The following is a 22,836-nucleotide window of genomic DNA, read 5'->3' as shown; positions in this document are numbered from 1 at the left end:
GGTATTAGAGAATGTGGGGGGGCATTTGTATGAAAAGAAGAGTTTCCTTATCTTTGATTTCAGCAGTTTTGTGTTTAACAATTGGTTTGAATTTTTATTTTAACGTATCTTGCCAGCTTTCAACCAAAGCTGCTTCGTTTGCAAATGGTGCCGATGTAAGCTGGTTACGGCAGATGGAGGCTCAAGGTTATAAGTTTTATGACGATAATGGTGTACAAAAGGATTGCCTTCAGATTTTAAAGGAGCATGGAATCAATTCAATCCGGCTGAGAGTATGGGTAAATCCATCCAATGATCCTTACAGTGGTCATTGCAGTAAATCTGAAGTAGTTGAAATGGCTAAACGGTGTAAAAATATGGGGTTTAGAATCATGATCGATTTTCACTATAGCGATACATGGGCAGATCCTGCAAACCAGAAAAAACCCTCAGAATGGTCAAGTCATGGCACTGAGCAATTACTCAGCGACATATACAGTCATACATATGATGTCTTGAATACTTTGAAATCCAGTGGAGTGACACCTGAGTGGGTACAGGTGGGAAACGAAACTAATAACGGAATGTTATGGGAGGATGGAAAAGCATCATATAACATGAAAAACTTTGCACAGATGATAAGCAGTGGGTATGATGCTGTTAAGGCTGTATTTCCTAATACAAAGGTTATTGTGCATTTATCAAATGCATATGATAACAGTTTGTTTAGATGGATGTTTGATGGGCTTAAAAATAATAATGCAAAATATGATGTTATTGGTATGTCCCTCTATCCTAACACTGATAACTGGTCTGCTTTGAGCAGCCAGTGCCTTTCAAATATGAACGACATGGTATCTAGATACGGCAAAGAAGTTATGATCTGTGAAGTTGGATTGGATTATGCTGCCGAAAGTGTTGCCAAGGAATTGATTATAGACTTGCTGAATAAAGTCAACTCTGTTTCAGGTGGAAAAGGACTTGGGGTATTTTATTGGGAGCCTGAATGCTATAATTGGGCTGGCTATATGAAAGGTGCATGGAATAGCAATGGAAGGCCTTCAATTGCAATGGATGCATTTTTAAGCAATAACTGCGGTTTGCCAACGGGAACACCAACACCGACTAGATCAACACCGACACCAACACCTGTGATTTCTACTCCTACGCCTTCAACCACCGGGCCTAATAATTATGTATATGGGGATTTAAATGGTGACACACTTGTCAATTCAATTGATTTCGCTTTGTTGAGAAACTACTTACTTGGCTATACCAGTGTGTTTTCATATGAAAACGGTAAAAGGGCAGCTGACGTAAACAATAATGGAAATGTTGATTCCATTGACTTTGCTATATTAAGAAGTTATTTATTGGGCATTATAAAATCTCTTCCTGTACCAAGGTAAATGATGATGTGCTTCAACGTAACGATAGTTTCAACAATTTAATTTAACTAAATACAAATTTAAGTTGATTTATATTTCCAGCATTGCTAAACCAGCAGCTGGATTTCTTTGTTAAGGAGTTATTATTTGTATTAGACAAAAAAATGAGCTTTGATATAATTGTATTATCAGATCTTTGGAGGAAAGGGTTAAAAGTCATGGAAAGAGCGCTGCAAACACTTCGTAGATACTTTGGATATTCGTCATTTCGTCAAGGTCAGGAGAAAATCATTGAAAGCATTATGAATGGTTTCGACTCACTGGGGATAATGCCTACCGGCGGGGGAAAATCCCTTTGCTATCAGATACCTGCGCTGCTGATGGATGGAACTACTATTGTTATATCTCCTCTCATTTCGCTTATGAAAGATCAGGTTGAAGCATTGAATAATCTTGGGATTTCTTCGGCATTTATCAACAGCTCTCTGGAGTGGAGGGAGTTGGAGCATCAATTGCGGCTTGCCCGTAAGGGTGAGTTTAAGCTTTTATATGTTGCACCGGAAAGGCTTGAATCCGAAAGGTTTATAAATATGCTGGAAAGTATAACTGTATCTATGGTTGCTATTGATGAGGCGCACTGTGTATCCCAATGGGGACATGATTTCCGGCCCAGCTATCTGAAACTGGCTCAGTTTTTGAAACAGTTGCCGAATAGACCTGTTGTAACTGCATTTACAGCAACAGCTACCGAGCGGGTAAAACAGGATATTATAAAGCTATTGGAGCTTAAAACGCCAAAGGTCTTTGTTACGGGATTTGACCGCAGCAATTTGTTTTTCTCGGTGAGAAAAGGCGCCAATAAATTGGATTATGTAGTAAAATATCTTGAATCTCATAATAATGAGGCGGGAATTATATATGCAGCTACCCGAAAAGAAGTGGACAGGCTGTATGAGGTTCTGCATAGGAGAGGTATACCAGTAGGGAAATATCATGCTGGTATGACGGATGAGGAAAGAAACAGAAACCAGGATGACTTTACCTATGACAGGATACGTGTAATAGTTGCAACCAACGCTTTTGGAATGGGTATCGATAAGTCTAATGTCAGGTTTGTAATTCATTTCAATATGCCGAAAAACATGGAGTCGTACTATCAGGAAGTGGGACGTGCAGGCAGAGATGGCGATGAGGCAGAATGTGTACTTTTATATGGTGCACAGGATACGCATATTCAAAGGTTCCTTTTGGATGATAGTCAGCTGCCGCCGGAAAGGAAGCGGCATGAGTATGCAAAATTGCAAATGATGGTGGATTACTGCCATACTACAAAGTGTCTTAGAAAGTACATTTTAGAATACTTTGGAGAAACGGTAGCTTCAGATAATTGTGGTAAATGCGAAAGTTGCATTAGTGACAGTAATCTTTCAGATGTTACTCTAGAGGCACAAAAGATATTTTCATGTATTAAGCGAATGGGTGAACAGTACGGAGCGCAACTGGTTTCGAGTGTGCTGAAAGGGTCAAACTTAAAAAAAATCAGGCAGCTAAAGTTTGATAAGCTTTCGACCTATGGAATAATGAGGGAGTACACTGTTGAAATGTTGACAGATATGATGAACAGGCTGGCAGCAGATGGGTATCTTTTTGTTACGAAAGGTCAATATCCCGTTGTTAAGCTTAATCAAAAGGCTTATGATGTTTTGCAGGGTAATGAAAAGGTATTTCTTAAAGTGGATGGAATTCAGAAGACTTTATCAGTTGCTAAGAATGAAGGATTTGAAGTTGTGGATAAAGACGAAAAATATGAAAAGTATCCACAGGCAGAAAAGACTTTACGAGGAGAAAAAGCTGCAAAAACTGAAAAGATTGAGGAAAAGATAGATCAGGAACTTTTTGATAAGTTACGAAACCTTCGCAGGATGCTGGCTGAAAAACAGAATTTGCCCCCCTATATTATCTTTCACGATACCACACTTAAGGAAATGTGCAGGCATCTTCCCCAAGACAGGGATACTATGCTTGATATAAGTGGCGTTGGTGAAACCAAGTTCGATATGTATGGAGAGATATTTATTGAGGCAATACAAAAATACATTGCTGAGAGGAATTACAGCAATTCAACCGATGTAGAGGTAGAGAATCAAAAAAAAATGCACGAACGCAAGATTGCAGGGGTTTTGCTTCGAGATGAGCAATGGAGCGTACCTAAGGTAGTTGTTAATGGCATTGAGTATTCGTGGAATGAATTTGGGCAGAAACTCCTTGAGTGGGAAGGGTTGAAGTTTATAATTGAGGTGATTGGAGAGCGGGAAGGGGACTAACGATTGGGCAATTTAACTAGTCCACGCTCACCTATAAACCCTTCAATATTCCTTAATAAAAGTAAATTCGTTAAGTTGCTATTTAGCTGTTTTCACATAGGTTGCTTTTTGATACCTGCCACTTTTTTGGGGCAGTGCAATGGGAGATATCAAAATTGTTGTTTTGGTTCAAAAAAACTTATATAAAAGATAAAATTTTTACTTGTGAGCTTCAAATTATACAAGCATAGAAATAATATTTGAACTATTCCTAAGTTAAATAGCAATTGTATTTTGTGGATTAATATACTATATTAATAGTAAGTAAATTATAATAATTAGGAAAAATAATTTTTAGGGGAGAATATCATGAGGAGACAATTTAGAAATATACTTTGTATTTTAGTAAGCACAATTGTTTGTATTCTTTCAGGTTGTTCAGTGACTGAGAAACCCGACACACCTGACACTGAAAAAAAAGTACCTCAAGGTGCAATTGAGTTAAAGCTTATGATAGGAAATGATAAACAATGGATATTTGATGAGGTTCAGAAAATTCTTGATCAAAAGGCTGTAAAAGTAAACGGTAAATCAATTTATATATCAACAGAAAAAGCAGGGACCGGCGAAGCGATGGAGAAAGTAATAACCAAGGGAGCGGATTATGTCGGTTGGATGCCTGCTTCAAGTACTCACATATTATGGGCTAATGAACGTTGGTATGCTAATGGAAATACCAAACCTATTGTTGACGAAGACTATACAACTGTTTTTTTGTCACCTACCGTTATTGCAATGCAGGAATCATTAGCTAAAATTATGGGCTATCCCAACAAAAAAATCGGATGGCAGGACATATATGCCTTGTCCACGGCAGCTGACGGATGGGGAATGTATGGGAAGGCGATTTTAAACCCTGTTAGATTTGCTCATACACATCCTGCAAAATCTAATTCCGGGTTAAATGCTCTGATAGCTGCAGAATACGCCTTCAGCGGCAAGAAGAAAGGCCTTTCCATAGACGATGTAAAAACTAACAGCAGCAAACTCAAGCAATTGGAGCAGACAATTGTTCATTATGGTGAAAGTACATCCCTTTTGCAGAAAAAGATTGTGGAAAAGGGTCCGTCATTTATCCAGTATGCAGTTTTGTACGAGTATATGGTGGCAAGTATGAACGTTAATTCTCCAGGGAAGGATAAACTCGTTGCCATTTACCCAAGTGAAGGTACAATATGGGGAGATGTTTGCTTTACAAAAGTTTTATCTGATAATATTACAGAAGATCAGAGCAAAGCGCTTGATGAAGTGAAAAAGATACTTCTTTCTAAAGATCTGCAGACAAAAGGAATGAATGAGTACTTCTTCAGACCTGCAGATTCTAGCATTCCGCTCTCAAACGCCATATCTGTGCAAAATGGGGTTAATCCGAGTGAGCCTCAGACTACGCTTGAGTTACCGGGTATTGATGTAATAAACGGAATACTCAATGACTGGCAGACAAATATGAAGAAGAGAGCAAATGTGCTTTTTGTAATAGATACCTCAGGAAGTATGTCCGGCGAGCCTATTGATAATGCCAGATCGGCAATCCAGAACCTTTTCAACAAGGAAGCACAGGAAAAGAATTATACAAGTATTGATGATGAGGATACTATAAGCTTGATGACTTTTAATACCGATGTAAGTGATGTCTATACAGTTAAAGGTAAGGATATAAGTGAAATGAGCGTAGTTATCGACAGCCTTTCTGCAAGTGGGAATACTCACCTGTACGATGCAGTTGATAAGGCGATTACCGAGCATCAGGCACTTAAACAGTCGGAGAGTGAAAAGAAAATTGATATAATAGTAGTGTTGTCAGATGGCGCAGATACCAACAGTCAAATTCAGTTTAGTCAGCTGGAGAGTATGCTTAAACAAAAAGAAGGAAATCTTCCGGTAATAATTACAATTGGCTATGGGAATGTTGATAAAGATGTTTTAGAGTCGATATCCGATAAAACCGGAGGAAAGTATTACGAAGGCAACCCAGATACTATTAAAAAGGTTTTTGAAGAAATAAAGACATTTTTCTAATAAAAGCTTCAGGGCGTAATAAAAATAATTGTAGAGGTATGAAACGATGGATAAAAGAAATATAAACCGATTTTCAAGGGCAATATTCAGCACTCCTAACGCGGTAATTATTGGCGCTACAGTTATATTATCGGCTATTTTCTCTAAAGCGGGGAGATTAGCTATTCCAGTTATAGTAATGGGTGTGATTTTACTGTTTTTTTCAGTTTTATATAGCCTTATTTTTAAAAGTAGCTCAGATTTTGATGAAAACAGCATGGATCTGAAGGAACTTAGTAAGGTTAGGGATAATTTGACACCGGTTATTAGAAATATTGTTCAGGTATTAACAAGCCTGAAGAAAAAATCACAGGATAATGTTAAATTTGTGATTATATCAAGGTTTATGGAAGAGATTGTGAACTTCGAAGAGATAATACCTGAAATTGTAAAGAGCTATAGAAAGGGTGCGGAGTTTCTACATGGCAGAGATGGCAGAATAAACTCAGAAATAAGGACTCTTCAGGATAAATTGAGGAATGCTACAGGAGATAACGCAAAAGCTATGTACCAAAAAGCCCTTGATGAGAAGCAGCAGACTTTAGACGAAATGATGGGCATTAAAGGCAATTTGGATGAATGTGAATCCAAGCTTCATTTTATCTTAAGCGCACTGCAGAGAATAGAGACTATTATTGAGTCGTCGGAATTGAAAGAGAAAATGAGTGAAGAAGATACTCAAGACCTCAATCAGAATGTAGAAGCATTTTCCGAAAGCATAAAAGATATATCAAAATTAATGGAGTTGTGAGGATAAAATTTGGGGGTGAGCTGAATTGAAAAATAAAATTATATTCTTTGCTATTGCGATTGTTTCTATTGCTGTAGCAGCGTTTATCCTCTTCTCGGGAGGCGGAAAGGCTGGAATAGATGTAGTCAGTGACAAGAAAATTACTTTAAATATTATAGGTATGACGGGAACCGGAACTGAATTTTTAAATAATGCCCGGGATGAGTTCATTGCAAAGAACCCGAATATAGAGATTAATTATATCGGGCTCGGAACTTTTGAAGCTGTTGATTATGTTGTTGAAGGAAAAAATGATGTTGATGCATGGATAAGTGCCGATGAAACGGGTACTGAAATGCTTAAATACAATTACTCCAATGAACATAACGGAGAAGACATAGTGTTGGAATCTACTCCTATTGTTGCATCACCTCTTGTTATTGTTGGGTGGGAGGAAAGAATGAATAAACTGGGGAATGTATCTATATCTTCCCTATATGATATTGTTTCACAGGGTAAGACGTGGGAAGCAGTTGGAGGAAAACCGGATTGGGGGTTTGTGAAATTTTCCCATACAGATCCCATTGAATCTAACTCTGGTGCACAGTTTGTTACACTGCTGATTCATGATTATTATAGCAGAAATGGTGGGACAAAGAAAAATTTAGCTGTTGAAGATGTAGCAAATGAAAGCCTTAAACAATATATGAAGGTATTTGAAAAGAATACCGAGAAGCAGGAAGATGGTTCGGGTAAATTTATGCAATCTCTTGTTACCTACGGACCAAGCAGGTATGATATGGGTGCAATTTATGAATACTATGCGCTTGCCAATATTAAAAATGCGCAAGGGCGATGGGGAAACCTCAAAATTGTATACCCACAACCTACGATATGGAGTAACAGACCATTTATAGTCTTGAAAGGCAAAAATGCAACTGATGAAAAGATTAGTGCATGTAAAAATTCAAGGAATATTTGTTGAGTAAGGAAGTTCAGGAGAAAGCTATGTTGGAAGGTTTCAGACCTGCCAATATGGAAGTGTCAGATATATCTGCACTCGAAAATGAGTATGGAAAATATGGATTTAAGAAGGATATTTCGACAGCTGTACCAGCTCCTGATGTAAAAGTAATTGAAGCTATTCAGTCAATGATTAAAAGGATACAATAAAAAGAATCAGCGGATGTAACACCGATCGATGTAGGACATTTGCATAGTAAATTCCTTAAAAAGAAGAAGCTGATACCAGCATAAGTGTATCAGCTTCCTTTTTAATGCCTAAGAAAGTGTATTTCTTTCTGGCATCAAAAAAGTCCACCGAAAGGCTGTTTGCTGAAGAGAAATACCCTAGCTATAAATCGGGGACTTTTTTATAATTTCAGAGCAGATTTTAAAATCTGCCCAGTATTTTCTTAATGGCACAATTAGTGCCATAATTAAAGTGTAAAGGGAGGTTGGAGAATTCAGTGATTACCAGTCTTTGGAATAGGGCTTTTTGGGTATTACAAAGCAGCAAATAATGTATGCAATTACTCCAGCTCCTGATGTTAAAAATGCAAGAAGTACAGTTATAAGCCTTACAAGAGTTGAATCAAGACCAAAATATTCGCCCATTCCACCACATACACCTGCTATTTTTTTATCTGTATCAGAAAGATATAATTTTTTCGCCATTGTTAAAACACCTCTTAATTTATTTTATTTATTAATATATACGTCATTGATTGTAGTATTGTCTGATTAAAATTGAGAGGGCTAACTAAAAATTAATTAGAAAAATTTTTTGCATGTACATAAAAACAATAATTAGCCTCGAATATCTAGATGAGAAAATTGAAGTTATGTTATTTTTGCTTGTAATAAAGTTTACATACAAAATTTATAGGGAGGAGGGCATGCATTATTGGCCTGAGGATTGGCTTGCGTATTTTTACAGAAAAAAGTTTTATTATGGAGGGTGAGTAAATGAAAGGAAAAGTATGGAGTTTGCTTAAGCTTGCAACTTGTGCGGTACTTATTATAAGCACAACGGTATTGGGTACAGTTTCTGCGGAACCACAAAGTGTGCCATATGAATGGGGTAATGTTAAAATTAGCGGCGGTGGCGGATATGTTTGCGGAATTGTTTATAACCCTGGTGAGAAGGGTCTTGTTTATGCCCGTACCGACATGGGCGGGGCATATATAAGAAATAAGCAAACATTAGAGTGGGAGCCTATTACTGACTGGGTATCGCCGGATGAATGGAATCTGCTCGGATGTGAAAGTATAGCTACTGATCCAGTCGATACAAAAAGAGTTTATATTGCAGCAGGTACATATACAAATAGCTGGACATCAATGAATGGCTATATTCTACGCTCCAGCGATTACGGAAAAACATGGGAGAGAACAGAATTACCTTTCAAAATGGGTGGAAATATGCCGGGACGTTCGGTTGGTGAACGTTTGATGGTTGATCCTAACAGTAATAACATACTGTATTTTGCAGCAAGAAGCGGTAAAGGCTTGTGGAAAAGTACCGATTATGGTAAAACATGGGCGCAGGTTAGCAGCTTCACAAATGTCGGAAATTATGTTGAAGATCCGAATTATGAATATTCATCTGATAATTTGGGATTGTGTTTTGTAACTTTTGATTCAGCAAAGGGTACTAAAGGTATACCAACAAAGGACATTTATGTAGGTGTTGCTGATAAAAAGAATCCTCTGTATGTCAGCCATGATGCAGGTGCAACGTGGAAGCCGGTTGATGGACAGCCTACAGAAAGTACTTTTACACAGCACAATAGTAAAGCCTTGAAGATTGGTATACCTCACCATGGGGTTATAAGCAGTAAAGGAATTTTATACGTCACATATTGTGACAGAGGTGGTCCTTATCAGTCTGATGACGGTGCAGTCTATAAATATGATACAAATACAGGTGTATGGACAGATATAACGCCTCCTTCAGACTATAACTGGGATGGTTCACCAAAACATGAAAACTGGTACGGATATTCCGGATTAAGTATTGATGCACAAAATCCTGACACACTTTTAGTTACATCACTTCAGTCATGGTGGCCGGATAACTATATTTTCCGTTCAACTGATGCAGGCGCAACATGGGATCCAATATGGAAATGGGGCGATTCGTATCCATCAAGAAATATGAAATATACTATGGATATTTCAAAAGCACCCTGGCTTACATTTGGGAAAAAGATAAATGCTGCAAGCGGCGGCATGGTAACAGGCAGCGATATAGTTGATAATCCCGCACCAAAACTTGGTTGGATGATGAATGCTATTGCGATTGATCCATTTAATTCCAATGAAATGATGTATGGTACAGGTGCTACTATTTACGGTACAAAAAATTTGACAGATTGGGATAATGGTAAATTTGTAAATATTGAAGTTATGGCAACAGGAATTGAAGAAACTGCAGTCTTAAGTCTAATATGTCCACCAATTGAAGGTGTAGAGCTAATAAGTGGCGTTGGTGATATCTGTGGATTCGTACATAAAGATTTAAAAGCAGGTCCGGAGATGATGATGACAACTCCTAGATTTACAAGCACTACAGGTCTGGATTACGCAGAGCTAAATCCTAAAATCATGGTAAGGGTTGGTAATACCGATAAAGAACAATACGAAATGGTCAAAAAGAGTGTTGCTGTTTCAGAAGATGGTGGTGCAACATGGTCGGAAGCTCAGCCCAATATTAGCTATACATTCCCTGCAACTAATGCTGATGACATTGTACAGGGGGGGACTGTAGCAGTGTCTGCTGATGGTTCTACATTTGTCTGGTCACCGAGCACAAGCCAGGGAGTTGTTTGTTATGTAAATGGTGGATGGAAAGCTGTCAGTACACTTCCGGCAGGTGCAAATATTTGTTCAGACAGAGTTAATCCCAAAGTATTCTATGCATATGCAAAAAATACTTTCTATGTAAGTAATGATGGTGGTCAAACATTTGAAGCTGTAAAGACGGACCTAAAGCCATATTCTGCTAAAATCAAAGCTGTTCCTGGTAAGGAAGGTCATGTTTGGATTCCAGGTCCTTCGGAAGGTCTTTTTTGCACAACTGACGGCGGTAAAACGATAGAGAAGGTTGATGGCATCACAAGATCTGACGTAGTTGGATTTGGTAAAGCCAAAGCTGGAGAAGATTATCTTGCTATTTATATCTGCGGTGAAACAGATGGTCTATATGCTGTCTACCGTTCTGACGATATGGCAAAAAGTTGGGTGAGAGTAAATGACGACCAGCACCAATATGGTTCTATAAACTACTCAATTACAGGAGATCTAAGAGTTTATGGGCGTGTTTTTGTTGCAACAAACGGGAGAGGTATTGTATATGGAGAACCAACATCAGGCTCTATAATACAAACACCAACGCCAACTAGAACTTCTGTTGTTACACCAACACCTACAACTACATCAAATTATATTGTTGGTGATGTCAACGGCGACGGAGCGTTTAATTCACTTGATTTTGGTATTATGAGACAATATTTACTTGGAAGTGTAAAAAATATACCTGCAACTGGTGATGTTAACGGCGATGGTTCTATAAATTCAATAGACTTTGGATATATGAAGCAGAAATTACTTGGGTTTATAACTGTGTTTCCAAAATAATGGATACTTTGATTAGGTTTAACCTAATTTAATATCATACATTTATGTGACTCCGCCCTGTAAGGATGATGCTTGCAGGGCAATTTTCTTATGTAGAGGATAAGTATTATAGGGATTGCTTTTGCAGTCTGATTACCATAGAATTATTCAGGGGTTTTGTGTAATATTGAAGTAGACGATATATATTTATAAGTGTTGAAAATATTGCTTATGTAAATTTATTTTATTGTGATATCTCAATGCACACTAAATTAATTATTTTTTCGAATTTTATATTGTGAAGGGAGAATGATGTAGTTGGATGTCCGAAATCTTTTAAACTTTAACAAAAATAAAGTTATGGATAAAACTTCTAACGACGAGTTCATTTCCACATTAAAACAGATCAAGGAAGGCGACAGACTATTAAGAGAAGACTTTTTATCCAGATACACTCCTTTCATGTTGAAAGCTGCATCAAAAGTTGCAGGTAGATATGTAGATATAAAAAATAGTGATGAGTACAGTATTGCACTATCGGCATTTAATGAAGCAATAGATTGCTATGACATGACAAAAAACTATAACTTCCTTTTGTTTAGTGAACATGTTATAAGAAAACGGCTTATTGACCATATGAGAAAGAATAAGAGAAACAAGGAACTTCCGTTTTCATACTTTGAGAACGACGATGAGATACTTGAAAATTATACAATCTTTGGTTCGAATATCGGTTTTGAAGATGTTGAGGTAAGAGAAGATATTATTGAGTATAAGGAAGCTTTGGCAGATTTTGATATAACTTTTATGGACTTGATAGCTAATGCGCCAAAGCATGAAGATTCAAGAAAACTGTGTATAAGAATTGCAAAAGTTCTTGCAGATGACGAAGAGTTATTTCGGTTATTGCAAAAGTACAAGAATATTCCGAGATCTGAGCTGAAGAAGAAGGCCAAGGTGCACAGCAGAACAATAGGAAATCATAGAAAGTATATTATTGCTCTGTGCTTGATTTTAAGAAGTAATCTTGAACTTTCCAAGAGTTACTTAAGTCTTACAGAGAAAGGAGGAAGCTGATTATGAATAATCTTGGAGTTATATATGAAATAAAGAATGATAAGGCAATTATTTTAACCCGCAATAGCAATTTTATAATGCTAAACAGACGCGAAGATATGTTTTTAGGCCAGCAGATAGCATTTGACGAAAAAGATATTTACAGGCCAGTAAAGAACATTTATAAATATGTTTCCATTGCTGCAAGCATAGCTGCTGTATTTGTTTTGCTTTTTACGTTCTTCCGCTTTGCGCCTGTGAGCACTGCTGTATTTGGGTATGTGACTGTTGACATTAATCCAAGTTTGGAGTTTTGCATTGATAAGAATTATGTAGTGTTGAAGGCAATTGCTCTTAATGATGATGCAGCAAAGCTGATTGAAGGTCTTGAAGTTAAGAACAAGACAATCGACAGCGCTTTAATAGAAATTATTAAACAGTCAAAGAATTATGGCTATATCAAGACAGGTGAAAAAACTGACGTGCTGATCTCTGCTGCGTTAAATAATGCAAAGAGGGATAATACTGATTCGGATACTAATAAGTCAAAACTGGATAGATTATTGGATGAAATCGGGAAAGAGATATACGGGTATGATAGTAATATTACCGGCATAATGCTTCGAGGGACCTCTTTTGAAAGAAAGACGGCTCAAAAGTATGATGTCTCAATGGGAAAATACTGCCTGCTTCTTAAAGCCAGGGAACAGGGAATAGATATATCGATAGATGAATTAAACGCTATGAAAGTTTCAGATTTAATTAAAGAAATTGATATGGAAAGTGAAGAGTCAAAAACTCCAATTATTACGGCAGAACCGCGAAATACAATGCTGCCTGAGGATACACGATCGACTTTGATCAATAAACAAACATTCTTACCAGCAGCGACACCAAAGTCTGGGGTTACGCCAGCAGCACTGTTATCAACCAAACCTGCGTTACCGGGAAAGACAGCTAAATCTGGCGTGGAAAAGACATTTATACCTCAAGCATTGCCGACCTCAACACCTTCAAACACTGTGCCCGTTCAAAGCATAAAGGGTGGCAACACAAAAAGTCTAAAAATCAAACATTACAGTGATGATCACAATGCTTCTACCCAAGGGATTCGTTGGGATTTTGTAATTGAGAATACAGGTCATGAGACAATTGATCTGAGAGATGTTAAAGTAAGATACTATTTTAAAGAAGAAACCGATAAAACTATAAACTTTGGAGCTTACTTCTATAGCTTGGGGGATGAAAAGTCTGATGTCCATGGCAATGTTTATAAGCTTGCAGGAATGGATAATGCAAATAGATACCTTGAAGTAACATTTGATAAAGGAAGTATTTTATCAGGCGAAACAGCATGGGTTTTTGGGGTGATAACACGAGAAGATTGGAGCAAATTTAGCCAGAATGATGATTATTCGTTTAACCCCGAAGCCAAGACATTTTGTGATTGGAATAAGATGACTGCGTTTATTTCCGATAAGCTTGTATGGGGAATTGAGCCTAAATGATATGTTCACTGTTATTTAAAACGTATTGGAGATTGAATCATTAATACTTATATCGCGGCGGAATTTCTGCCGTGATATAAGGTGATAAATTTATTAAGATAATGTACTTATTTGGTAAGAGAAAAAATATTGGAACAAGTCTTTAAAATATTATCTTGAAAAATTGAAAAGTAAGTGCTATTATAGTAATATAAATAGACAATGGTATTTATTTCTCGTGCTTATAGACTATATTAACACATATATTTGTTGCATATTGGATAAAAGCTTGAAAATTTTTTCGTTTTTTAGCTTTTTAGCCCCCCAAAAGTTAATAATACTTACGAATTAATTTTATATAGTAAGAAAACTATACATATTTATTACTAATATTGTTAGCGTATACAGGCTTTACTTAGTCTGGACTTGAATATAATTTTTATGATAAAATTTTCTTTTGGAGGTGCTATAGTAAAATAAAAAAAATTGATTTTGTTTGTAATAGTTGTTGTATTTGATTATGGGGTTATGAGGATTTAATTTAAAGCATTTTGTTTTATATGTTGCTTATAGTATATCTTTAGAAATTCATTTCACAAACATCTTACCCATTCTTTGCTGTATCTGATGTAACTTCCTACTATTACCCATTGTGATACAAACACAATTAAGTTGTGTTTTGGTTAAGTTAACCCGTTAGCTTAGCTCTATAGATTTAAAGTTTTTTAGCAAGTTATTTTATCCTAGGAGGTGAAGATAGTTTTATAAACTAGCAATAGTTTACACTTCAATTCGCTTAATGGAGATGGCAGAATGTAAGAAACCGGCTATTAACCGGTGCACCGTGCGCCTTTAAGACTGTTAAGGTTACAAGGCTTTATCCGGGTTTATTAATTAGTGTTCAATTTCTGAAGGGAGGATATTTATAACATGAAAAAAACGGCTATATTTTTATTGGTTTTTTCATTATTAACGGCATCTATGCCAGCTGCTTCAGTTAGTGCAGCTACTGAAAGTTACAAAGACAGATTTAATGCGATGTATGAGGACATACATGATTCATCAAATGGATACTTTGATTCAGAGGGTATACCTTACCACTCTGTTGAAACAATGTGTGTTGAAGCTCCTGACTACGGTCATGAATCAACATCTGAAGCTGCAAGTTACTATGCTTGGCTTGAAGCTATGAACGGTAACCTCAATGGTAAATGGGATGGATTGACTGAAGCATGGAGAGTAGTAGATAAATACTTTATTCCATCAGAAACAACTCAGACAGGTATGGATAAATATAAACCATCAGCACCTGGAGGTTTTGCTAATGAGTATGATCTTCCAGACAACTATCCAGCTATGACAGATAACACAGCTGTTGGATCAGACCCTATACATCAGGAACTTGTTTCAGCGTATAATACTTATGCAATGTATGGTATGCACTGGTTGGTAGACGCTGATAACTGGTATGGTTACGGCGGAACTGGTCAAAATTGTACATTTATAAACACTTATCAAAGAGGACCACAAGAATCATGTTTCGAAACAGTGCCTCATCCATCAATTGAGAACTTTACATATGGTGGAACACAGGGATATGCAGACCTCTTTATTGGAGGAAGTACAGTTCCAAAGTGGGCGTTCACTATCGCATCTGATGCTGACGGACGTTTAATACAGGTACAGTACTGGGCAGATAAATGGGCAGATAAACAAGGTACTAGCTTAAGCACTCTTAATGCAAAAGCTGCTAAATTGGGTGACTACTTAAGATATTCAATGTTTGACAAATACTTCATGAAAATCGGAGCACAAGGCAAGACTCCTGGATCAGGATATAGTTCATGTCACTACCTCATGGCTTGGTACTATGCTTGGGGTGGCGGTGCAAAGGGTGACTGGTCATGGAAGATAGGATGTAGCCATTCTCACTGGGGTTATCAAGCTCCTTTGGCAGCATACGCTTTGGCTAATGTATCAGATTTCAAACCAAAATCAACAAATGGTGCTAAAGACTGGGCATCAAGTTATCAGAGACAGTTGGAACTTTATACATACCTACAATCAAATCAAGGTGCTATAGCAGGTGGTGTTACAAATTCATTACGTGGACAATATAAGACTTATCCAGCTGGATCGTCAACATTCTACGATATGATTTATACTGAAGCTCCTGTTTATGAGGATCCACCAAGTAATCAATGGTTCGGTATGCAAGCTTGGTCAATGCAACGTATGTGTGAAGTTTATTACGAAACAGGAAATGAAATGGCTAAAGCACTTTGTGACAAGTGGATAGCATGGGCTGAGCCTGAATGTAAAGTATCAGGAGATACATGGCAAGTACCTTCAACATTGAAATGGTCAGGTCAACCTGATAAATGGACAGGAACAAGATCAAATAACACAAACCTCAATGTTGAGATATTGAATTATGGTAATGATATAGGTGTTACAGGTTCAACTGCAAATGCATTCTTGTTCTATGATCAAGCTACTCAGAAGTGGAACGGTGATACTGCATTAGGTAAGAAAGCAGCAGATAAGGCGCTTTCAATGTTGAATGTGGTTTGGGATACTTGCCGTGATGATAAAGGTGTTGGCCATGAAGAAACAAATGGTTCACTCAGCCGTATATTTACACAGACAGTATACATTCCATCAGGTTGGACTGGAAAGATGCCTAATGGTGATGTAATTAAGTCAGGCATTAAGTTCATAGACATTCGTTCAAAATACAAACAGGATCCATGGTATGAAGGAATTAAGGCTCAGGATCCTAATGATGAGAGCACTTTCTATAAATTTACTCTCCACAGATTCTGGCATGAAGTTGACTACTCAGTCGCTTTAGGTGTAGCTGCAATGTTTGGTTACGACAGTCCTACCCCTACTGGATTGAAGGGTGACGTAGATCTTGACGGAGCTGCTAATTCAATCGACTTTGGTAAAATGAGATTGTGTTTACTTGGAAAGTCACCAGCTTTCACAGGTCAAGCTTTAGATAATGCTGATCTTAATGATGATGGTGCTTTCAACTCAATCGACTTTGGTTATATGAGAAAGAAATTACTCTCACAAAATTAAACTTTATAATAATAAAATTAAGTTATTTGTAATTACGGCAGGAGTTTAAGTATTTAACTTGAACTCCTGCTTTTTATATAAATATAGCAAAACACTCAAAAATTTATAGAATAATATTATTTTTAATTGGAAAGTATCATAAATAAATACTTATAAATATTGTCTGAAATAATAAATCTGGGCATACTAATAATAAAAGAGAAATTATTGAAAAAATTTTGTATAAAAGTATTAGTATTATGATAAAATTATATGATTTTATGACGAAATATAGTATAATATAAAAAAATGTGTCTGTGCCTATAAAATAGGAGTGAATTTTGAAGGAGCTGATACTTGTGGCGGAGAGAAACAAGGTGGAGGTCAGAATTGGCGGAAAAGACTACACTTTGGTGGGTGTCGAGTCTGAGGAATATATGCAGAAGGTTGCTCTGTATATTGACAAAAAAATGAATGAGATAATGCGGATTAACAACAAGCTCAGCACTTCTATGGCTTCTGTTCTTTCTGCAATTAATGTTGCAGATGATTACTTCAAGGCTTATGAGAATGTAATTAACTTGAACAAGGATCTCAAAGCTGCAAATGAGGAGATTGAAAGATTAAAGGAAGAAAACCGAAGGTTGACCAATGAAAATGCAATTGTTAGCAATAAAAACACAAACTTTCAGTTAGAGCTTGCTAAAAGAGAAGCAGAGCTGAGTGAGGTAAGGAATTCGTTGGATAAGATTACAAATGCCCGGCTTTAATAAGCTAATAGTTGTAAATTATTAATAAGCGCCTTATGCGCTTTTTTTATGTTAATATATTATTATGCAAGATATAGAAAGGCTGCTCAGTGTATATTAAGATAAAGATTGTCAAACCAACCTTTTTAAAGGTCAAGTGAAAAGTGAATGATGTTACCTGAGAAAAATAAATGTTGAGGGTGATAAGGTTGAAGATGATATTTATATTTATAGATGGATTCGGCATGGGAGAGGCAGATAGCGATAAAAATCCGATTTACAGAGCAAATACACCTGCACTGGATTATATTTTAAAAGTCGGAAAGGTGATGGCTACTGATGCATGCCTAGGCATACCGGGGCTTCCCCAGAGTGCAACAGGGCAGACTAGCATTTTTACAGGGATTAATGCGCCTGAGATTTTAGGAAGGCATCTGCATGGACAGCCTACAGTTTCCTTGAAGAGGCTTATAAATAAAAATAATTTATTTATGGAGCTTCTAAGAAGGGGCTTAAAGGTCACAAATGCCAATGCATATAGAGCTGAATACCTTAATAAGATGCTTGATCCTAAAGAAAGGAAATTCAGGCCATCAGTAACTACAGTTATGACACTTGCCAGTGGTTTAAACTGTAGAACGGTGGAAGAATATAAATTGGGGAAAGGCGTGTACCATGACATAACCAGTAAAATTCTGGTGGAAGGGGGCTATGTTGAAAACACCATTTCACCTGAGAAAGCAGCTCAAAGACTTTTTAATATAAGCAGGGAATATGATTTTACCATGTTTGAACATTTCATGACAGATATCATAGGGCATAAAATGGATATGGAAGAGGCGGTTTTGGAGATTGAGCTTCTTGACACCTTTTTGGGGGCTTTAATAAGATTTGTCAATCTGGATGAAGATGTTATTTTTATTACCAGTGATCATGGTAATATTGAGGATATTACAGTAAAAACGCATACATTTAATAAGGTTCCAACGGTGATACTAGGTAGAGCAGATAGAATTGCTTCAGTAAAAGTTGAAACGTTGGTAGATGTGATGCCGGCAGTATTAAAGATTTTTGAAACGTCAATATAGGAGATAAAATATGAGTTTAGATAGAGTAGAGCTTTTAGCGCCTTCGGGAGATTGGGAGGCATTTTTAGCAGCGGTAGAAAATGGAGCTGATGCAGTTTACCTTGGAGGGAAGTTATTTAATGCAAGGCAATTTGCTTCAAACTTTGATGGTGAGAGGCTGAGAGAAGCGATAAGATACGCTCATGTCAGGGGCGTAAGTGTATACCTTACCATGAATACGCTTATGTCTGATGAGGAACTATCAGAAGGTGTGCTGTTTTTGAAGGAAGCATACCTTGCAGGTGTTGATGGATTAATTGTGCAGGATTTAGGCTTTGTAAGGCTTGTTAGAAGTCTTTTTCCAGACCTTCCGTTGCATGCCAGCACTCAAATGACAATTTACAACATAGATGGAGTTAAAATACTTGAACGAATTGGCTTTGAACGTGTTGTACTGGCAAGGGAACTTTCTTTGGAAGAAATAAGGGATATTACCCAAAATACCTCGGCTGAAATAGAGGTTTTTGTACATGGAGCTTTGTGTATATCGTATTCAGGCCAGTGCCTTATGAGCAGCATAATTGGCGGAAGGAGCGGCAACAGGGGAAAGTGTGCACAACCTTGCAGACTGCCTTTTGAACTTGTGGAAAAAGAATCAGGTAAGGTTAAAAATATTGGATATAAAGGCTCATATATTATGAGCCCTAAGGATTTGTGCAGTATTCAAATACTAGACAGACTTGTTGAAGCCGGAGTTAAATCGTTAAAGATTGAAGGAAGAATGAAAGGCCCGGAGTATGTTGGGATTGTTTCAAGGACATATAGAAAATATCTGGACAGGCTTATTTCAGAGCATAAAAAGTCAGGCAGGCAATATTCCGTGGAAGATAAGGATATAAAGGAACTGACCCAGGTGTTCAATCGGGGAGGTTTTTCAAAAGGATATCTTGAGGGTAAAACCGGCAGCAGCATGATGAGCTATGAAAAGCCAAAAAACTGGGGTATATATTTGGGAAATATTATTTCTTATGACAGGGCTTCAATGGCTTTGAAGTTGGTGCTTAAAACTGATATATCAATGGGCGATGGAATAGAAGTCTGGAATGGAGAGGAGCAAAGCCCTGGCACTGTAGTAACCGGGCTTGAGGTAAATGGCAGAAGGGTTGAGAATGCAAAAGCCGGAGAAATGGTATCAATAAGAAGCGTTAAGGGAAATATATCAAAGGATAACAAGGTATACAAGACCTCGGACAAAAGGCTTAATAGTGATGCACTTGAGACTATTTCCGGAAAGTTTTACAGAAAGGTTCCTATAAATGGAACTCTTTATGTTAAGAAAAATGAACTTGCAGTTTTAACAGTCAAAGATATGATGGGAAATTATATTACCGTAAATGGCACGGTTATACCTGAAGAAGCTGTAAATAGGCCGCTTACAAAAGAAAGAATATTGGAACAGCTCAATAAGACCGGACAGACGCCCTTTGAATTTACAGATGTGGAGATTGTGCTGGACGAAAACCTGTCCATGCCCATAAGTGAGATTAATAATATCAGGCGAAGTGCTTTAGAACAGCTTGAGACAAAAAGGATTACACCATACTCCAGAAAATTGTCGGATGATTTTGATGAAAAACAAAAAAGTCTGATGTATTTCCCGGGAAATAGTCGAAATAAAGATAGGAAATTGTCAATTTCGGCATGCATATATAAATTCAATGATAAAATAAATTATTGGAACCTTGGGGTTGATAGAATTTACTTGCCTTTTGGAGCACTGTTAACTCAAAAAGGGAGAGAAATAGTTCCGAATTTAAAAGGTAAGGGCATGGAAGTTTACATTTACATACCTTCAATAACAAGGGGAAATTATGATAATCTGATCAAATCAGAGCTGGATGAAATGCTGGATGCAGGAATAGATGGTTTACTGGTGGGAAATATGGGGCTCCTGGGGCAGGAAAAATATATGTCCCAATTTAATATTGTAGGAGATTACTCTTTAAACTGTTTTAATAGTTCTTCCATAAAGCAATTAGCTGAATTAGGCTTAAATGGCATTACCTTGTCTCTGGAATTGACACTGAGCCAGATAAAGAATCTTGCCGATATTCCTGAAATTGCAAAAGAGGTAGTAGTTTACGGAAGAATACCTCTAATGACAAGTGAGTATTGCCCTGTAGGCAGTATAGCCGGTGGATTTGACTCAAAGACAAAGTGTAGTGGTGCATGCCAGAAGAGTGAGTATTATTTGAAAGATAGAATGGGTGCACAATTTCCGGTCGTGTGTGATAGGATTGATTGCAGAAGCACAATTTTTAATACCAATGTTTTACTTTTGGAAGAAGGTATTGATAAAATAAAGAAAGCAGGCGTGGATATGATCCGGCTTAATTTCACTGATGAAACTTCTGATGAGATGACCGAGATTGTTAATATGCACAGAGCTTTGGCAGACTTGGGAAATGAAGCGTTAAACCCCTATAGAGGATTAGTTGAGAGAATAAAGAAACATGGGTTTACCAAAGGCCATTATTTTAGAGGAGTATAAAATTTTAATAAAATGAAAAATAGCTTGGGAATAGCCGAAGTTATATTTTCAGCATTCCTTGGTTTACATTTTGGAGGTGTCTTGATGGCAGAAAATGTTGAGGTTTTTTTGGAAGTGTGCAGAGAAGGTGCTGTTATACCGGCATATGCTAGAGAAGGTGATGCAGGTATGGATGTGTGTGCAGCAGAAGAGGTTTCTATAGCGCCAGGGGAAACAGTAATTATACCAACCGGGCTCAAATTGGCAATTCCTGATGGTTATGAAGTACAGGTTAGACCAAGGAGTGGGATTTCATATAAGACTCCGCTGAGGCTTTCAAATTCTCCGGGTACCATTGACAGCGGATACAGGGATGAACTTGGGATAATAATGACAAATACTTCAGAGAGTGCTTTTAATGACAATATATATGGTATTGATTCGAAGGGGAACAGCAAAGGTACATACAGGATAAGAAAAGGTGACAGAATAGCTCAGATAGTATTGCAGGTTGTACCCAAAATGAGGTTTACAGTGGTAGATTCGGTTAAAAGTATCGGTACCAACCGTGGAGGTGGTTTTGGCTCCACTGGAGTAAGATAAGGTTTTATTAATGGGAAGTGTTGATGAAAGATCTGGAAGGGCATTATGTCCTGCTCGGTTTTGTGACATTGCCCGTCAAATTCCTGAAATGATAGAGAGTGTATATCAACAGATACACACTCTCTATCATTGGGGAATATATTTATTTTGCACTGTCTTATGAAATCATAAAGACAGTAAAGGTAAAAGCTTTGCTACTCGTTATTTTCGCCTACGACGACCTTATCACCCGTATCGGCAGTTTTCGCATCTTCAGTATCAGACTCATCAGCATTTTCAGCATCAGCGTCTTCATCATTGTCACTTTCTTCATCTATTACTACTGCACCTGTTTCAGAATCGTATCCAATGTTCTGGTCAAAGGTTTCTGCTATAAATCTTAAAGGTACCATAGTCCTATTGCTTACCATTTGAGCAGGTACATCAATTTTAACTTCTTTACCGTTTACCAATACAATGTCACAATCCAGATTAATAGTAATAACAGTAGTAATCTCTCCGTAAACAGAATCATAAACAGCTTTAGTTACTGTAACGGTTTTAGTTTCGGCATACCATGCAACATCTGCTCCAAGAGCATTGGTAATAGCTCTGACAGGGATAAGTGTTCTGCCGCCTTTGATTACAGGAGGAACATCAAATTTTACTTCTTTGTTTTTAACAAACACTGGAACTGAATGATCGTTATTTTTCCTTTTTTCTGCTATAATCTTTTTCATTTCATCATTTACAACGGGTCCTTTTTTATGTAATTTTTTATGATCTTTAACCTGTTTATCTTCGTCCTGGACATCTGTAGTTTGTACAACATCATTAGTGTCGGCTGATTCGTCGGCTTCTTGTTCAACATTTACGTCAGGTCTTCCCTCGGGTCTACCCTTGCCGATTTCATTACCTTTAGCAAAAACTGCAAAGGAACTGGATACAACAACCAAAAGTACTGAAATGCAACAACACAAAAACCTTTTCATTAAAAAAGCCTCCTTCAATATTATATTGGTAAAGTAATAAAAGCGGAAAAAAACTTATATATATTTAATATAATTATTAAGTTTTCTTCTCGTTATAATTATTCGGAATGAATTTAAGTTTTTTTAAGGTATTTTTATGGTAATATAGTACTATTTTATATAGGAGTGT

At 37.1% G+C, this 22,836-nt stretch carries 16 protein-coding genes; 14 read left to right on the top strand and 2 right to left on the bottom strand.

What is annotated here, in order from left to right; translation table 11 throughout:
* Positions 1-29 precede the first annotated feature (29 nt).
* The 6 genes from ACECE_RS31470 (at position 30) to ACECE_RS31040 (ending at position 7,691) form a co-directional block, all read left to right on the top strand.
* Entirely contained in the window at positions 30-1,388 is a 1,359-nt protein-coding gene (locus ACECE_RS31470) for a glycosyl hydrolase 53 family protein (RefSeq protein ID WP_010681069.1), read from the top strand.
* 143 nt (positions 1,389-1,531) lie between these two features.
* Positions 1,532-3,691, top strand: a complete 2,160-nt coding sequence (gene recQ / locus ACECE_RS27145; RefSeq protein ID WP_117385742.1) for a DNA helicase RecQ — start codon at positions 1,532-1,534, stop codon at positions 3,689-3,691.
* 348 nt (positions 3,692-4,039) lie between these two features.
* Positions 4,040-5,749, top strand: coding sequence for a vWA domain-containing protein (locus tag ACECE_RS0209990; RefSeq protein ID WP_010681067.1), 1,710 nt, complete (start codon positions 4,040-4,042; stop codon positions 5,747-5,749).
* Positions 5,750-5,795: 46 nt separating this feature from the next.
* Positions 5,796-6,539, top strand: a complete 744-nt coding sequence (locus ACECE_RS0209985; protein ID WP_010681066.1) for a hypothetical protein — start codon at positions 5,796-5,798, stop codon at positions 6,537-6,539.
* A gap of 25 nt (positions 6,540-6,564) precedes the next feature.
* The gene (locus ACECE_RS0209980; RefSeq protein WP_010681065.1) at positions 6,565-7,503 is read left to right on the top strand and encodes a substrate-binding domain-containing protein; all 939 of its coding nucleotides are present in this window, start codon (positions 6,565-6,567) and stop codon (positions 7,501-7,503) included.
* Positions 7,500-7,691 (top strand): hypothetical protein, encoded by a 192-nt coding sequence (locus ACECE_RS31040; RefSeq protein ID WP_010681064.1) that lies wholly within the window; start codon positions 7,500-7,502, stop codon positions 7,689-7,691. Before ACECE_RS0209980 ends, ACECE_RS31040 begins: the two co-directional genes overlap by 4 nt.
* Positions 7,692-7,991: 300 nt before the next feature.
* Here ACECE_RS31040 and ACECE_RS0209970 read toward each other — a convergent pair whose 3' ends face one another.
* On the bottom strand, positions 7,992-8,195 hold the full coding sequence (locus ACECE_RS0209970; protein ID WP_010681063.1) for a PspC domain-containing protein: 204 nt from the start codon (positions 8,193-8,195) through the stop codon (positions 7,992-7,994).
* Positions 8,196-8,486: 291 nt separating this feature from the next.
* Here ACECE_RS0209970 and ACECE_RS0209960 point away from each other — a divergent pair, with 291 nt between their 5' ends.
* From ACECE_RS0209960 to dut, 8 genes are all read left to right on the top strand, one after another.
* Positions 8,487-11,159 (top strand): dockerin type I domain-containing protein, encoded by a 2,673-nt coding sequence (locus tag ACECE_RS0209960; RefSeq protein ID WP_010681062.1) that lies wholly within the window; start codon positions 8,487-8,489, stop codon positions 11,157-11,159.
* 297 nt (positions 11,160-11,456) lie between these two features.
* Complete coding sequence (sigI, locus tag ACECE_RS0209955) at positions 11,457-12,215, top strand: RNA polymerase sigma-I factor (protein WP_010681061.1); 759 nt, start codon at positions 11,457-11,459, stop codon at positions 12,213-12,215.
* 2 nt (positions 12,216-12,217) lie between these two features.
* Entirely contained in the window at positions 12,218-13,702 is a 1,485-nt protein-coding gene (locus ACECE_RS0209950; protein ID WP_010681060.1) for an anti-sigma-I factor RsgI family protein, read from the top strand.
* A gap of 909 nt (positions 13,703-14,611) precedes the next feature.
* The gene (locus ACECE_RS0209945; RefSeq protein WP_010681059.1) at positions 14,612-16,768 is read left to right on the top strand and encodes a glycoside hydrolase family 48 protein; all 2,157 of its coding nucleotides are present in this window, start codon (positions 14,612-14,614) and stop codon (positions 16,766-16,768) included.
* Positions 16,769-17,106: 338 nt separating this feature from the next.
* Positions 17,107-17,517, top strand: a complete 411-nt coding sequence (locus ACECE_RS0209940; RefSeq protein WP_026073782.1) for a cell division protein ZapA — start codon at positions 17,107-17,109, stop codon at positions 17,515-17,517.
* Positions 17,518-17,705: 188 nt separating this feature from the next.
* Positions 17,706-18,584, top strand: coding sequence for an alkaline phosphatase family protein (locus ACECE_RS0209935; protein ID WP_026073781.1), 879 nt, complete (start codon positions 17,706-17,708; stop codon positions 18,582-18,584).
* Positions 18,585-18,594: 10 nt separating this feature from the next.
* Positions 18,595-21,114, top strand: coding sequence for a DUF3656 domain-containing U32 family peptidase (locus ACECE_RS0209930; protein ID WP_010681056.1), 2,520 nt, complete (start codon positions 18,595-18,597; stop codon positions 21,112-21,114).
* A gap of 84 nt (positions 21,115-21,198) precedes the next feature.
* A complete protein-coding gene (gene dut, locus ACECE_RS0209925) occupies positions 21,199-21,696 on the top strand; it encodes a dUTP diphosphatase (protein WP_026073780.1) in 498 nt (165 codons plus the stop codon).
* Between the two features lie 194 nt (positions 21,697-21,890).
* Here the strand turns inward: dut and ACECE_RS29280 are convergent, their stop codons facing one another.
* Positions 21,891-22,667 (bottom strand): copper amine oxidase N-terminal domain-containing protein, encoded by a 777-nt coding sequence (locus tag ACECE_RS29280; RefSeq protein WP_010681054.1) that lies wholly within the window; start codon positions 22,665-22,667, stop codon positions 21,891-21,893.
* Positions 22,668-22,836: the final 169 nt, after the last annotated feature.

This window comes from Acetivibrio cellulolyticus CD2 (assembly GCF_000179595.2).
GTDB classification, from domain to species: domain Bacteria; phylum Bacillota; class Clostridia; order Acetivibrionales; family Acetivibrionaceae; genus Acetivibrio; species Acetivibrio cellulolyticus.
Note: the sequence above shows the minus strand (reverse complement) of the source record. Positions and strands in the feature narration are given on the sequence as shown.